Source organism: Microvirga lenta, assembly GCF_020532555.1.
GTDB lineage: Bacteria > Pseudomonadota > Alphaproteobacteria > Rhizobiales > Beijerinckiaceae > Microvirga > Microvirga lenta.
This window is the reverse complement of sequence record NZ_JAJBBR010000012.1, coordinates 90,857-106,035: the sequence shown is the minus strand read 5'-3', so window position 1 is coordinate 106,035 and position 15,179 is coordinate 90,857. Positions and strand designations below refer to the sequence as shown.

Below are 15,179 nucleotides of genomic sequence, written 5' to 3'. Positions count from 1 at the left end.
AACCTATTTTCTCAACAGCCACCGGAACGCCCGCCGCATCTGTTCCGTCCCGTCCCGGTCGAACCATTTGCCGTGGCTGAAGATGACCCGGGCGGGGGCGCGGGAGACGAGGTGGGAGATGGCATAGCGTGCGCCGCGGCGGCGGCGGCGGACGAGGAGGCGGAGATAGGCCGGGGCCTTTCCGTCCGGGGCCTGCACGCCGGTGAGCCTGGCGAAGAGGCGGGTGCCGAAGGGGAGCTTTTCCGGCTCCAGGTTCTGGATCAGGTCGGCGAGGATCAGCGTGCTCGTGGGCCTGTGGAAGAAGGCGACCTCGTGGAAGCCGGCGGCGCCGGTGATGACGGTCTGCTCGATTTCGTCGGCCCATTCCTCCGGCGGGGTCTGGCCGAGATCCCTGTCGAGGCGCAGGCCGGACGACTTCACCTGCGGCCGCTCACGCAGGCCCGGCGCGGCGGTAACGACGGCCCCGGGGCAGGCCTGCTGCCAGTCCTTCACATGGGTCCAGTGCGCCACATTGGGGGCCACGAGGTGGCGGATGGGACCCTGCGCCTCGATCTCCCGCTGCAGTTCCGGACTGAACCGGGTCGGCGAGTGGAGCCACATGTCGCCCGAGTTCAGGCGGATCACGGTCATCCGCACCGGCAGGGAGAGACCCATCGCCTGCTGCGGCCCGCTGTCGACGATCCAGACGTTCTCGGCCACGGGCTTGAGCACGTCGATGGGAGGGTAGGTCACGTCCGGATCCGCTGCCATCTTCGTCTGTCCCTCCCGGCTCGATGAGGCGGCCCGCTATTCCGCCGCCTCTCTGGTAACCTTCTTGTCCTTCTTTGGTGCCGTCTTCTTGAGCGGACGCCGCTCCAGCACCTCCTTGAGGAAGCGGCCGGTATAGCTCTCCTTGACCTTCACCACGTCCTCGGGCGTGCCCTGCGCCACGATCTGACCGCCGCCGTCGCCGCCCTCGGGGCCCATGTCGATGATCCAGTCGGCGGTCTTGATGACCTCGAGGTTGTGCTCGATCACCACCACCGAGTTGCCCTGTTCCACCAGCTCGTGGAGCACTTCGAGCAGCTTCGCCACGTCGTGGAAATGCAGGCCCGTGGTCGGCTCGTCGAGGATGTAGAGCGTGCGGCCGGTGGCGCGCTTGGAGAGCTCCTTGGAGAGCTTCACGCGCTGGGCCTCGCCGCCCGAGAGGGTGGTGGCCTGCTGGCCCACATGCACGTAGTCGAGGCCGACGCGGGCGAGCGTCTGCATCTTCTCGCGGATCGACGGCACGGCCTTGAACAGCTCGCGCGCCTCCTCCACCGTCATGTCGAGCACGTCGGCGATGGACTTCTCGCGATACTTCACCTCCAGGGTCTCGCGGTCGTAGCGCTTGCCCTTGCACACGTCGCAGGTGACGTAGACGTCGGGGAGGAAGTGCATCTCGATCTTGATCACGCCGTCGCCCGAGCAGGCCTCGCAGCGCCCGCCCTTCACGTTGAACGAGAAGCGGCCGGCCTGGTAGCCGCGCGCCTTCGCCTCGGGGAGCCCGGCGAACCATTCGCGGATCGGCGTGAAGGCGCCCACATAGGTGGCCGGGTTCGAGCGCGGCGTGCGGCCGATCGGCGACTGGTCGATGTCGATGACCTTGTCGAGATGCTCCAGGCCCTCGATGCGCTCGTGCGGGGCCGGATGCTCCAGGGCGCCGTTGAGCTTGCGCGCCACCGCCTTGTAGAGCGTGTCGATGACGAGGGTGGACTTGCCGCCGCCGGACACCCCGGTGATGCAGGTGAACGTCCCGAGCGGGATCTCCGCCGTCACGTCCTTGAGGTTGTTGCCCTTGGCGCCGACGACCTTGAGCATCCGCTTCCTGTCGGGCTTGCGGCGCTTGGCCGGCACCTTCACGTTCATCTCGCCCGTCAGGTACTTGCCGGTGAGGGATTTCGGGTTCGCCATGATCTCGTCCGGCGTGCCCTCGGCGACGATCTGGCCGCCGTGGATGCCGGCGCCCGGGCCGATGTCGAACACGTAATCGGCCTGCAGGATCGCATCCTCGTCGTGCTCCACCACGATGACCGTGTTGCCGAGGTCGCGCAGGCGCTTCAGGGTCACGAGCAGGCGCTCGTTGTCGCGCTGGTGCAGGCCGATGGACGGCTCGTCGAGCACGTAGAGAACGCCCGTGAGGCCGGAGCCGATCTGGGAGGCGAGGCGGATGCGCTGGCTCTCGCCGCCGGACAAGGTGCCGGAGGAGCGGGCGAGGGTGAGGTATTCCAGGCCCACATCCACCAGGAAGGTGAGGCGCTCGCGGATTTCCTTGAGGATGCGCCCGGCGATTTCGTTCTGCTTGGCGGTGAGCTTGTCGGAGAGCGCGCCGAACCACTCGTGCGCGTCCTTCACGGACAGCGCCGTGGCGTCGCCGATGTCGGAGCCGGCGATCTTCACCGCCAGGGCCTCGGGCTTGAGGCGCTTGCCGCCGCAGGCCTCGCACGGGGTCTCGCCCATGAAGCGGCCGATCTCGTCACGGGCCCAGTCGCTCTCGGTCTCCTTGTAGCGGCGCTCCAGATTGGGGATCACGCCCTCGAACGGCTTCTTCACCTCGTAGGCGCGAAGCCCGTCGTCGTAGGACATGCGGATCGCCTCGGTGCCGGAGCCGTAGAGGATCGTGTCGCGCATCTCTTGCGGCAGTTCGGTCCAGGGCTTGGTCATGGAGCCCTTGAAGTGCCGGGCGATGGCTTCCAGCGTCTGGCCGTAATAGGGCGAGGTCGACTTCGCCCACGGCATGACGGCGCCGCGCTTGAGCGACAGGGTCTCGTCCACCACAAGGTCGGGATCGATGCGCATCTCGTGGCCGATGCCGCCGCAGGTGGGGCAGGCGCCGAACGGGTTGTTGAACGAGAACAGGCGCGGCTCGATCTCCGGGATCGTGAAACCGGAGACCGGGCAGGCGAACTTGGACGAGAACACAATGCGCTTCGGCTGGCCCTTCTCGTCCTTCTCGTCAGCATATTCGATCACCGCGATGCCGTCGGCGAGGTCGAGGGCGGTCTCCAGCGAATCCGCCAGGCGCGCGGCGATGTCGCCCCGCACCACGATGCGGTCCACCACCACGTCGATATCGTGCTTGAACTTCTTGTCGAGGGCGGGGGCCTCGTCGATGGCGTAGTATTCGCCGTCGACCTTGAGGCGCTGGAAGCCCTTCTTCTGGAATTCGGCGATTTCCTTGCGGTATTCGCCCTTGCGGCCGCGCACCACGGGGGCCAGCAGATAAAGGCGGGTCTTTTCCGGCAGTTCCAGCACCCGGTCCACCATCTGGCTCACGGTCTGGCTCTCGATGGGCAGACCCGTGGCGGGGGAATAGGGGATGCCGACCCGGGCCCAGAGCAGGCGCATGTAGTCGTAGATCTCGGTGACGGTGCCGACCGTGGAGCGCGGGTTCTTGGAGGTGGTCTTCTGCTCGATGGAGATGGCGGGCGAGAGGCCGTCGATCTGGTCCACGTCCGGCTTCTGCATCATTTCCAGGAACTGGCGGGCATAGGCCGAGAGCGACTCGACGTAGCGGCGCTGGCCCTCGGCATAGATCGTGTCGAAGGCGAGCGACGACTTGCCCGAGCCCGACAACCCCGTGAACACCACGAACTTGTCCCGCGGGACCATAAGGTCGACGTTCTTGAGATTGTGCTCCCGCGCCCCGCGCACGGAAATCACGCGCGCATCCGGATCACCCGCCTTGGCGCGGTTGAAGAGTTCGTCGAGTTTGGCCATGGCCCGCCTAAGCCCTGAAGTGAGGAATTCCGGCCTCGTCAGACCGGCTCCGGGATATGTGATGCCTCACCCGCCCAGACAACATGCGGCAGATGATTCCAGGGATGTGACCTTAGAACAAAAAGGGTACGTTGGGCAATGGGGGCGGCTTATGAAACAGCGGGGAATAGCGCTACCGGCGCGAACGTTCATGGTCGCCGGCTTGCGAGGATATGGGTTATATGATACTAAATATCATTTCAAAAAGGAGTCCCGCCTTGCCGTCGCTTGTCATCCAGTCTTTCAGCCGTCCCGGAGCGTCGGCCTATATCGACCGTGTCTCGACGGGGGTGGGCGGCACGCAGGCCGACGGCGCGAGCCTCGGTTCCAGGCTCAGCGGAGACGGTCGATATCTGGTCTTCACGAGCGAGGCGACCAACTTGGTCGCGGACGACCGCAATGACGTGCAGGATGTGTTCCGGAAGGATCTCGTTACCGGCGAGGTGATCAGGGTATCTATCGGCCACGATGCCCACGGTAATGTCATTGACGGTAATATGGAAGTCTGCGGGGTCAGTGCAAATGGTCGCTATATCCTGATGAGCGGATGGGCGAGCAATCTGTCGGTCAATGATATCTTTCGCAAGGACCTCGTCACCGGGGAGTTGATCCGAATAACCACGGGACGCGACAGCCAAGGTAATCCGGTCCCGGCCGACCGCGACACATTCTATGCGGCGATCAGCGCGGATGGCCAGACTGTCGTCTTCTCGAGCAAAGCGACCAATCTTGTCGCGAACGACACCAATTCGTCCAGCGACGTTTTCCGGTGGAGCGCGAGCACCGGTGAGATCACCCGCCTCTCGGTCTCCAAGGATGCCGCAGGGAACGACGTCGAATTCTTGCTCGGCAGCTACCAGCCTACGCTGTCGGGTGATGGGCGTTATGCCTTTTTCCTGAGTGAGGCAAATATCCTCGGACCTGGCTACGTATGGGACGTTAGTCTCTATCGGATCGACCTGAATACAGGTGCTATTACGGACGTATCCTCACCCAAGGATGCACAGGGCAATTTGATCCGAGCATCGGACGACGTGTTCAGCCCTGCCGGCGTCTCGGAGAACGGCCGTTACATCGTATTCAGGAGCAAGGCGAACAACCTTGTTCCGAACGACACGAACAACGGGGGCGACGTCTTCTGGAAGGACCTGGAGACCGGCGAGACGCGTCTTGCTTCGACATCGTCCGCCGGCGTTCAGTCAAGTGAGGATCTAGTTTCAGCGCCAACCGTCAGCAACGATGGCCGCTTCGTCTATTTTAACAGCACATCGGCCAATCTCGTCGACGGGGATACGAACGGCAGCGTTGACATCTTTCGAAAGGATATGGTGACGGGCGAGACGATCCGCCTGTCCGCTGCAGTGAATGGCGTCGAAGCGAATCGCAACAGCTCCGAACCGTTCCTGAGTGCGGATGGTCGCAAGCTTATCTTCAGCAGTTCGGCTATCAACCTCGTGACTGGCGATACGAACGAGACCAGCGACATCTTCGTGGTCAGTATGGACTATCTCCCGCACCGCCAAGCTCTCGTTGATGGCCGTCACGTGGAGGCGACCTTCGCCGTCGGAGCGGCTTCTAAAATGAGCATCGCCTGGGGCGACGGAACCGTGGACTTGGTTACGCCCGCTGCAGGCAGTGCTGCTGTTCGCCATACCTACGCCTCCGCCGGCACCAAAGATGTGGTGATCACCGTCACCGAGGGGGAACAGACCTGGGCTGTTCCCCACACGATCGACATGGCGGCGGGCCGGATGGTGCGCAACACGGCCCTGTTCGACACGCTCTCCGGACTGTCAGGCCCGGACCGGCTGACAGGCGACGGCTTCGCCAACCGCCTCATGGGGCAAAAGGGGAAGGATGTGCACAAGGGCTTGGCGGGGCACGATGTGCTGTGGGGTGGGGCGGACAAGGACACCCTCTATGGCGGCTCAGGCAAGGACGTGTTCGTGTTCGATACCAAGTCGAGCAAGAAGAAGAACCTGGACACGATCCGCGACTTCAACGTGAAGGATGACACGATCTGGCTCGACAACAAGGTGTTCAAGAAGCTGGGCAAGAAGGGCTCGGAAGCCAAGCCGGCCAAGCTGAACAAGAAGTTCTTCAGCCTGGAGAAGGCTAAGGGCAAGGACGACTACCTGGTCTAAAGCAAGAAGAAGGGCATCCTGTATTACGATGCCGACGGATCGGGCGCCGGCAAGGCGGTGGAGATCGCCAAGCTGTCCAAGAAGCTCAAGCTCACCGCAAACGACTTCTTCGTCGTCTGAGAGTCGTTCAGAGCTGGCATTGGCGATGGCTTTACATGATTGCCGATGCCTTCTGATTCCAGCGAGCGGCCTAGCCCCGCCGAAGGCTGGGAAGGACCCTCAAACACGAGAGATTTGGGGCGCTTGCGCACCAAGTTCGATCATTGAACACCGATATAATTTGTTATAATATAACTTCAAATCGATCTGCTGATGCCGATCAGACGAGGGGTGCATTAACATGACTGTATCGAGTTCCACTTTGCTCCAGGGCCAGAACGCCAATCAGACGAGTGCTTCCTCGGGGGGCGCGGCCTCAACCCTGCAGCTCACCGGATTGCATGGCGATACTGTCCTTTTCAATTCCAGCGGACCAGTTCTTCTCGACAATGGTGGGAATGCGACAGTGGCGGCCGGTACGACCTTGAGCAGGCTCCATGTAAGCATCACCATAAATACGCCAAACGAGAAACTTGGAATCTCGACGTCAGGTGGTGTCGGACTTCCCGATGGAATGACCAATGGCGGCCGAGTTAGCGTTCAGGGAACCACGATCGGCACGCTTTCTATTTCTGAACAAGGCACACTGACGTTTTACTTCAACGACGAAGCCACAGCCGTACGCGTGCAGGAACTCATTCGCGCGCTGACCTTCTCGAACACGGCCCCAGCAAACGGGTTCGGCTCCCAAGGAGTCGTCGAACTTCGTCTGTATGACAAGAACGGAACTCTGGCCCAAGCCAATGTCGCTATCATCGACCACATTACTGGCACAAACAGTGGCGACACATTCTCATGCACCAGCAGCAATCTGTCGACAGGCGACATCATCCATGGCGCGGAGGGCAACGATACCCTGCTTCTGACCGGCGGAGGCACGTTCCGGATATCTGAGGTAGGAGCGATCACCAGCGTCGAGACGTTGCAGGGCTCGGCGGCCGACGACCGGATCTGGATCCATGAAAGTCAGTTGAGCGATGTGAGGACGATCGACGGCGGGGGACACGAAAACTGGAATGTTCTTGAAATTCTGGGGACCTCCATCGACTTGACCGGCAAAACCATCATCGACTTCGCTGTCATCCGCCCCTGGGATGACAACGCCACCTTCACGTTCGACGACAAGGAGGCGGCCAAGCTCCTCGAAGGAATCTCGACCGAGAACGATACGCTTATTCTGACGAGCGGCATCCTGTCGGACGCAGAGCGGCAGGCTCTGCACCGCAAGGGCGTAGACACGATCATCAACAACGGGGTCACCACCCGCTACGAAGCTCCCGTAATGATGGGTCTGAACGGTGATCGGATAGAAGCTTCCTTAGGGCACTCCGTCTTCATCGATGCCGGCAGAGACATGACGATCTCCGCCAATGACGCTCTGACATCGCTTACCGTTAGTCTATTGAACGATTACGATCACCTTGGGATCGACACGTCCGGTACCGTATCGCTTTCAAATGGCCTCAATAACGGCAGCAAGGTCAAAGTCGGTACAGTCGAGATCGGCGCGATTCAGACAGACTTCCCTTCTACCTCTTATCTCCGAATTGCGTTCAACGGGAATGCGACAGCGGATCTCGTACAGGAACTCGCTCGAGCCCTGACCTACACACACCATGGATCCATGGGCTCCCTTACTCCACCGTACGAGATCCGATTGTCTCTACGAGATGGAGGAGGGCGCGAAGCAGTGGCCGTTGTTGTCGCCGAAGTGACTGACGCTCCGGCTAACGCTCCAACCGGCATCTCGCTGAGCGGCAACAAGGCGGCGGAATATGCGGCGGCCGGCACGGTGGTCGGCAACCTCTCGGCGACCGATCCGAATGCGGGCGACGCGTTCACCTATACGCTTCTCGACAATGCCGGCGGTCGCTTCAAGATCGAGGGCGACAAGCTTCTGGTGGCGAACGGCTTCAAGCTCGACTTCGAGCAGGCCGCCTCCCACACCGTCAAGGTCAAGGTCACCGACCGCGCCGGCTCAAGCCTCACCAAGGACCTTGTGATCAACGTCACCGACGTGAACCCGGAGATCACCGCCGGTACGGCCGATCACGACGTGTTCTTCGGCGGCGCCCTCAACGACCGGCTCTCCGGCGGCGGCGGCCACGACACCATCGGCGGCGGCGCCGGCAAGGACAAGCTCTACGGCGGCAAGGGCAAGACCAGCAAGGACGCCTTCGTGTTCGACACCAAGCTCACCAGCAAGAGCGTGGCCAACCGGAACAAGGACAAGATCTATGACTTCGGGGCCAAGTACGACAGCTTGTTCTTCGACGATGCGGCCTTCACCAACAAGACCATCGCCAAGTACCTGAAGAAAAAGAACGCCTCGCTCGACAAGCCGGCCAAGCTCAAGGCGAGCTTCTTCAAGAAGGGCAGCAAGGCCACGGACAAGGACGACTTCTTCATCCTCAAGGGCAAGAAGCTGTACTGGGACGTGGACGGCTCGGGCCGCAAGGCCATGGTGGAGATCACCAGCTTCAAGTTCCAGAAGAAGGAGGGCGAGACCCTCACCCACAAGGACTTCTTCTTCATTTAGAACCGTTCAGGCGTATCCGTCGAAGGAAAAGGGTGTTCTAAGCTTTCCGCTGCGTTAAGCTTAGAACCCAATCACTTTTCTCGGAGACGAACCATGATCAATCGCCGAATTGCCATGGCCGCCGCCTGTGCGCTGATCTTCATGGTTCAGCCGGGCCATGCCGGTCCCTGCAGCGACGACATTGCCCGCATTCAGGCTCAGGTGGACGATCGGATCGACGCGATTGCGGGGGCGGGGCCATCCGCGCCCGAAACCAGGGCGGCCCGCCTTCACAGGGAGCCGACCCCCGGGACGATGGCGGCTGCGGAGCAGAAGCTCGGGGAAGGAGGGCCGGCCGAGGCCGCCCTCGCGGCATTGGCCCGGGCACGCGCCGCCGATGCGGCCGGAGACAGGGCAGCCTGCGAGCAGGCTCTGGGGCAGGCACGGCAGGCCATCGCGCGGTAATTTGAACCGCAGGCCGGCATGGGGCGGAGAAGGGCGGAAGACCTGAACGAGCCAGGTCTTCCGCATCGATGCCCGGTCTTAGCAGCGCTGGAGAGCCGGGTCGCCGTAGACGTTGTTCATGCGGCGGTTGTCCGGACCGTAGACATAGCACCAGCCGGGACGCGCCTGAACGACGCGGGTATCCGTGTAGCCCGGACCCGCAGCGGCGCCGACGGTTGAAGTCGCGGCACCGATGCCGCCGCCGACAACCGCGCCGATGGGACCGCCGACGATCGCGCCGGTGGTGGCGCCTGCCACGGTGCCGGTGGTGGTCGGCGAGCAGGCTGCGGCTGCCATGCAGGCTGAAAGTACGAGAGCGACCTTATACATCTGCTCTTCCTCCTCGTTTGAGTGCTTTCAGACCTCTCAGCGAATGGCTAGCTCGGCTTCCTGTCGGTTCGCTCGACTAGTCCAGTCCGCAGGGTCGAACGCTAACGTGTTGAGAAAGACGTAGGTTTCTTCCCAGGTTAGACTTTCCGTCCGTCCGACGACCCTCTGGGCGAGAGACTCAGTTCGATTCCGTACCGTGTGGCCGGCGGGGACCATGCCGACGCTTCCTGGGGACAGACCTGTGCAGAACCTCGCCGGCGGCTTGTCCCGCCGGTCCATGGGCTCCAGAACAGCCTCACGTGAACAGGAGAGGCTCCGATGGCGGGCAGCGTGAACAAAGTGATCCTTGTGGGGAATCTGGGGCGTGACCCGGAGGTGCGGCGGCTGAACTCGGGCGAGCCGGTGGTGAACCTTCGCATTGCCACGTCTGAGACGTGGAAGGACAAGGCCTCGGGCGAGCGCAAGGAGAAGACCGAGTGGCACTCGGTGGTGATTTTCAACGAGAACCTGGCGCGGGTGGCGGAGCAGTACCTGAAGAAGGGCTCGAAGGTGTACATCGAGGGCCAGCTTCAGACGCGCAAGTGGCAGGACCAGCAGGGTCAGGAGAAGTACACGACCGAGATCGTGCTGCAGCGCTTCCGGGGCGAGTTGACGATCCTGGACAGCCGCGGCGGGGGCGGGGCGTCCGAGTACGGCGACGAGGAGCCGGGCCAGATCAGAAGCGGCGGAGACTTCGGACGGTCGGCTCCCACGGAGCGCCGACCGGCCCCGGCCCAGTCCTCCTCCTTCGGCGGCGGCGGGGGCGGCGGATCGCGTTACAACGATCTCGACGACGATATTCCGTTCTAGTCCGGGAGACGAGAAAGGCCCGGAACGCTCCGGGCCTTTCGCTTTGTCAGAGAATGAAGTCGGCGGCCGAAAGGTCGGCCTTGAGGACGTTCTCCAGCTTGATGCGGTGGTCTGACCCGGCCAGGTAGATCATGGAATATCCCGTGCGCTGGGCGATCTCGATGTCGTCGAACGAGGCGATGCGCCAGGCCCGCAGATCGATCTGGTCTTCGCCGGGCTGGAAATACTGAACCACGTCCTTGCCGGAGGCGTGATCGAACGCAAAGATATCCCGCCCTCCGCCGCCGTCGAGCGTGTCGTGCCCGCTGCCGCCGTTCAGGTAGTCGAGGCCCGTGCCGCCATAGGCGGAATCCCCGGTCAGCTTGTCGTTTCCGGCGCCGCCGAGCAGGGTGTCGTTGCCATAGACGGCCTGAGGCCCCGTCGTCCTGGCGTCGCCATAGATCGTATCGTTGCCGGAACCTCCGCTCAGATAGTCGTGTCCGCCGGCACTTTGGTCGCCGAGCGTCAGCGCATCGCCGTAGAGCTTGTCGTTGGACGAGCTTCCATAAAGCCTGTCGTTCCCGCCGACAGAGGCGCCGTACATGGTCGAGGCGTCGCCGTACAGGACATTGGTTCCGCTTTCGCCGTAGATGAGGTCGGCTCCGCCTCTCGCGCTGTCGAAGAGCGTGTGGGCATCGCCATAGAGTTCATCGTTGCTCGTTCCGCCGTAAAGCGTATCGCTGCCGCCGACCGACGAATGGCGCAGTTGGTAGCCGTCGCCGTAGAGGCTGTCGTTCGAACTGCCGCCCTTGAGAAGATCGTGCCCGCCGATCGCGGAGTTCTTGAGCGAGCGCGCATCCCCATAGAGCACGTCGCGTCCGTCGTCGCCGGAGAGAACGTCCGACCCGCCCGCTGCCGAGCCTGCCATGGAATAGGCATCGCCGTAGAGCGTATCGTCGTCGTTGTCGCCGTAGAGGTAGTCCTTGCCCCCGGCCGCCCTCGTCGTCATGGACTGGGCATCGCCGAAGATGATGTCCTCGTCGTGGCCGCCATAGAGCCTGTCGCTGCCGCCGCGGGTGGATGAGGACATCGTGCGGGCGTCGCCATAGAGCTTGTCGTAGCCATGCTCACCCCAGATCCGGTCGTTGCCGCCCTGGGCAAAGCTGCGCAGGGACAAGGCGTCGCCATAGACCGTATCCCGGTCTTCCCCGGCCCAGATCGAGTCCCTCCCGCCGCGCGCGCGGCCGCTCATGGACGACCCGTCGCCGTAGAGGAAATCGGCCCCGCCATAGCCGTGAAGCTGGTCGCCCCCGGCCGTGCGGGAGGTGAGCGACGTACCGTCCCCGTAGATCCGGTCGGACCTGTCCGTCCCCTCGAGGAAAGTGCGCCCGCGCGTGCCGATGCTCCGTGCCATGATGAAAGGCCCCTCATGTTGGTTGCGGTTCTCTGGCTTAACCGCCGATGGGTTATCATTTCATTATAACGTGGCGATAGACGATGGCGATGCGGCATGGGGGCTCGGCTTGTCCACCGTGGGTTAAGCTTCTCCTGCTCGCCATGTGTTGCGACGCATCTGCAACTAAGTTGCTCAAGAAATTGTGATTATGTTACATGAATGCCATGCCCGCCTTTGCGGCAACCAGCGTGAGGAGCGCTCGCCATGACGATTGCAACTTGGGGTGAAGAAATCCGGATCAGCCCTTGGGCCGGCTCGCACCTTTCTCCTTCCGTGACAACCCTGACGGGAGGCCGTCTCTTAGTCGTCTGGGCTGCCGACAATGACGCTGACGACGGGTTCGGGGATCCCGACCGCGGCATCCATGGCCGCCTTTTCCATGCAGATGGGCAGTCGGTTGGGGACGGTGGAGCATTCCTCGTCAACACGACGACAGCGGGCTCACAGCTCTATCCCAAGGCTATCGGATCACGCGACGGCAGCTATATGGTCGCGTGGGAGGACTACAGTTCCGGTACCTCTGTTACGAGGCTCCGCATGTGGAGCCCGCAAGGCTTTGTCGGGAATGACGAACAATGGGGTGTTGCTGGGGCGACAAGGCCTCAGGCCGTCTACGACACGCTGGATGGCTCCTTCCATCTTTCGCATCGCATAGGCAGCGTCGATTATGCGAGAGCGCAATTCGGTAAAATGAGCACCGCTCCTGATGATCGTACGACATGGGACGTGGATCTTCCCGATGCGCCGGGAAAGGTGATGGACACGGCCCGTTCACCGGTCCTGGTCACAAACACAAACGAGCTTTCCTTCATGGCCAAGCAGGAACTGCAGGGAAGCACGGTCGTAGGCTACGGCATCTATGCCGATGCGGGTTCGAGTACTTGGACAAGAATCGCCACTGCTGCGGCGTCAGTCGGCAATGACCTGCGCATCAGAACGGTCGATCTGAACGCTGTGGAGGTGATGCTGATCTGGTTCGATGGTACGAAGCTTGCCGGACGCATTATCAATCGGGGCACTTGGGCAGGCCAGGGGACGAATGTCGAACTCTGGAATCCTGGGAGCAGCCAGCAGATCGCAAAAAATATCACCGTCGCGAAGATGACGGACGGCCTCGCGGTCGCATTCACCGCAGGCAGCAACATTCATGTGATCACATATACTTTGCAGGGTGTCAAAAAGGACGAGCGGGTCTTTGTAGCAGCAGGGAGCGAGCCATCGATCGCCGCACTCCCGGATGGACGGCTCCTGCTCAGTTGGAACGCTGGGGGTATGATCAAGGCCCAGTTCCTGGATCCCAGAACCGCAGCGGCGAACCTTCCAGGATCGAACGACAACGATCACCTTATCGGCACCGGCTTCAATGATGTCATCAGAGGGGGGATCTTCGGAGCGGACACCCTCAATGGATGGGACGGTGACGATACGCTCATCGGCGGCTCCGGCACGGACAAATTGGTGGGCGGCTCCGGATTAGACTTCGCCTCCTACGGGACTGCAGGATCTGCTGTAAAGGCCGATCTTAAACTGGGGCGCGGCACTGTCGGCGAGGCGGACGGCGACACCTTCTCCGGCATCGAGGGGCTTATCGGATCGAATTACGACGACGAGCTCGCGGGCGACGACGGTAACAACGAATTGCAGGGCGGCGGCACCCCTGGCGGCACAGACGGCGGCAAGGATACGCTCGACGGATACAGAGGCGACGACAAGCTGATCGGCGAGGGCGGCGACGACGTCCTCTATGGGCGTGAGGATCAAGACACGCTGATGGGCGGGGCCGGACAGGATTGGCTTGACGGAGGCACCGGAGCGGACTTCCTCGACGGCGGCAGCGAGAGCGACAGGCTCGACGGAGGCACCGGAGCGGACTTCCTCGATGGTGGCGAAGGCACCCTGGACTTCGTTTGGTACATGAATTCCACCGCCGGGGTGGATGTCGATCTCGAACGGGCCGGGCCGGTCGGCGTCGGCGGCACCGGGCTCCACGGCGACGCCGAGGGCGACCAGCTCTTCGGAATCGAGGGTATCTTCGGCTCGCTCGGCAACGATACGCTGAACGGGAGCGCCCTGGACAATGTGATCAACGGCGGAGGCACGAATTTCGACGCGGAGGGCGGTGCGCAGGATGGCGGCGCCGACACGCTCCGGGGGCGCGGCGGCAACGACAAGCTCAACGGAGAAGGCGGCAACGACGTGCTCGACGGCGGCGAGGGCGCTGACACGCTCCAGGGCGGGCACGGCAATCTGGACTTCGCCTGGTACAACAGTTCGTCCGTCGGTGTGGACGTCGATCTCGAAAGGGTGGCGTCCGGCCAGGAACTCGGCGGCTCCGGGCTACTCGGCGAGGCTGAGGGAGACGTGCTGTTCGGAATCGAGGGCATTTTCGGCTCGCTGGGTGACGACACCTTGTCCGGCAACAGCGTGAACAACGTGCTCAATGGGGGCGGCACCAATCTCGGAGCGCAGGGCGGCGCCGAAGATGGCGGCAACGATACGCTCCGGGGGCGCGGCGGCAAGGACAGTCTCAACGGCGAGGGCGGCAATGATACCCTCGAAGGCGGCACGGAGGATGACTGGATCACCGGCGGCCGAGGTGACGACCTGATCGATGGCGGCGCGGATGTCGACACGGCTGTCTTTTCGGGTGCGCTCACTAACTACCTGATCGAGCACAAAGCCGACGGTAGTTGGACCGTGACGGACCTGCGCCAGGGACCGGAGCAGGAGGGCCAGGACACGCTCTTGCACATCGAGTACGTGAAGTTCGGTCAGAACACTTACCGCCTGACCGAGATCGGGGCGGTTCCTACGGACCCGAACGATCCGGATACTCCGACGGATCCCAATGACCCGAACGACCCGACGGATCCGAATACTCCGACAGATCCGAATACTCCGACGAATCCTGGAAACCCCAACACGCCGACAGACCCGAGTATGCCGACACCGCCCCCGCCCTGGGTGGTTCTCTGGGGAACGAAGGGGCGAGATATGCTTGCGGGCCAGGATGGCAACGAGCGCATCTATGGGCTCGCCAATCACGACGTGCTGAACGGCGGCGGCGGTGACGACCGGCTCCATGGCGGTGCTGGCAAGGACCGCCTCACAGGCGGCGGCGGGCAGGACATCTTCGTGTTCGACACCAAGCCGCACAAGAAGAAGAACCTCGACGCCATCCGCGACTTCAACGTGAAGGACGACACGATCTGGCTCGACAACAAGGTGTTCAAGAAGCTGGGCAAGAAGGGCTCGGAGCTGAAGCCGGCGAAGCTGAACAAGAAGTTCTTCAGCCTGGAGAAGGCCAAGGGCAAGGACGACTACCTGGTCTACAGCAAGAAGAAGGGCATCCTGTATTACGATGCCGACGGATCGGGTGCCGGCAAGGCGGTGGAGATCGCTAAGCTGTCCAAGAAGCTCAAGCTCACAGCAAACGACTTCTTCGTCATATGAGGCGCGTTGCCGGTGAGGCGGCCGGACGCCTTTTTGCAGGAGCCTCTTGGCTCCCGCAGCTTCGGAAAGG

At 62.5% G+C, this 15,179-nt stretch carries 9 protein-coding genes; 5 read left to right on the top strand and 4 right to left on the bottom strand.

What is annotated here, in order from left to right:
• Positions 1-3 precede the first annotated feature (3 nt).
• Together LGR44_RS17510 and uvrA are read right to left on the bottom strand one after the other, a co-directional pair.
• The gene (locus LGR44_RS17510; RefSeq protein ID WP_226741993.1) at positions 4-750 is read right to left on the bottom strand and encodes a DUF4336 domain-containing protein; all 747 of its coding nucleotides are present in this window, start codon (positions 748-750) and stop codon (positions 4-6) included.
• Between the two features lie 36 nt (positions 751-786).
• A complete protein-coding gene (gene uvrA / locus LGR44_RS17505) occupies positions 787-3,738 on the bottom strand; it encodes an excinuclease ABC subunit UvrA (RefSeq protein WP_226741992.1) in 2,952 nt (983 codons plus the stop codon).
• A gap of 257 nt (positions 3,739-3,995) precedes the next feature.
• Between uvrA and LGR44_RS17500 the strand changes: the two genes are divergently transcribed.
• The 3 genes from LGR44_RS17500 to LGR44_RS17490 all read left to right on the top strand — a co-directional run bounded on the left by LGR44_RS17500 (position 3,996) and on the right by LGR44_RS17490 (position 9,003).
• Positions 3,996-5,921, top strand: a complete 1,926-nt coding sequence (locus LGR44_RS17500; RefSeq protein ID WP_226741991.1) for a hypothetical protein — start codon at positions 3,996-3,998, stop codon at positions 5,919-5,921.
• Positions 5,922-6,261: 340 nt separating this feature from the next.
• Positions 6,262-8,559: a cadherin repeat domain-containing protein gene (locus LGR44_RS17495; protein WP_226741990.1), complete on the top strand. Its 2,298-nt coding sequence runs from the start codon at positions 6,262-6,264 to the stop codon at positions 8,557-8,559.
• A 93-nt stretch (positions 8,560-8,652) separates the two neighbouring features.
• Positions 8,653-9,003, top strand: coding sequence for a hypothetical protein (locus LGR44_RS17490; RefSeq protein WP_226741989.1), 351 nt, complete (start codon positions 8,653-8,655; stop codon positions 9,001-9,003).
• A gap of 78 nt (positions 9,004-9,081) precedes the next feature.
• Here the strand turns inward: LGR44_RS17490 and LGR44_RS17485 are convergent, their stop codons facing one another.
• Entirely contained in the window at positions 9,082-9,372 is a 291-nt protein-coding gene (locus tag LGR44_RS17485) for a hypothetical protein (protein ID WP_226741988.1), read from the bottom strand.
• 318 nt (positions 9,373-9,690) lie between these two features.
• Between LGR44_RS17485 and LGR44_RS17480 the strand changes: the two genes are divergently transcribed.
• A complete protein-coding gene (locus LGR44_RS17480) occupies positions 9,691-10,221 on the top strand; it encodes a single-stranded DNA-binding protein (RefSeq protein ID WP_226741987.1) in 531 nt (176 codons plus the stop codon).
• Positions 10,222-10,267: 46 nt separating this feature from the next.
• On the opposite strand, the gene LGR44_RS17475 is transcribed toward LGR44_RS17480, so the two are convergent.
• Positions 10,268-11,614, bottom strand: a complete 1,347-nt coding sequence (locus LGR44_RS17475) for a calcium-binding protein (RefSeq protein WP_226741986.1) — start codon at positions 11,612-11,614, stop codon at positions 10,268-10,270.
• A gap of 246 nt (positions 11,615-11,860) precedes the next feature.
• Here LGR44_RS17475 and LGR44_RS17470 point away from each other — a divergent pair, with 246 nt between their 5' ends.
• Entirely contained in the window at positions 11,861-15,109 is a 3,249-nt protein-coding gene (locus LGR44_RS17470; RefSeq protein ID WP_226741985.1) for a calcium-binding protein, read from the top strand.
• Positions 15,110-15,179 lie beyond the last annotated feature (70 nt).

Coding starts and splice junctions, on each gene's coding strand:
- LGR44_RS17495 (WP_226741990.1), top strand. CDS start 6,262: ATGACTGTATCGAGTTCCACTTTGCTCCAGGGCCAGAACGCCAATCAG.
- LGR44_RS17480 (WP_226741987.1), top strand. CDS start 9,691: ATGGCGGGCAGCGTGAACAAAGTGATCCTTGTGGGGAATCTGGGGCGT.
- LGR44_RS17470 (WP_226741985.1), top strand. CDS start 11,861: ATGACGATTGCAACTTGGGGTGAAGAAATCCGGATCAGCCCTTGGGCC.
- LGR44_RS17475 (WP_226741986.1), bottom strand. CDS start 11,614: ATGGCACGGAGCATCGGCACGCGCGGGCGCACTTTCCTCGAGGGGACG.
- uvrA (WP_226741992.1), bottom strand. CDS start 3,738: ATGGCCAAACTCGACGAACTCTTCAACCGCGCCAAGGCGGGTGATCCG.
- LGR44_RS17485 (WP_226741988.1), bottom strand. CDS start 9,372: ATGTATAAGGTCGCTCTCGTACTTTCAGCCTGCATGGCAGCCGCAGCC.
- LGR44_RS17510 (WP_226741993.1), bottom strand. CDS start 750: ATGGCAGCGGATCCGGACGTGACCTACCCTCCCATCGACGTGCTCAAG.
- LGR44_RS17490 (WP_226741989.1), top strand. CDS start 8,653: ATGATCAATCGCCGAATTGCCATGGCCGCCGCCTGTGCGCTGATCTTC.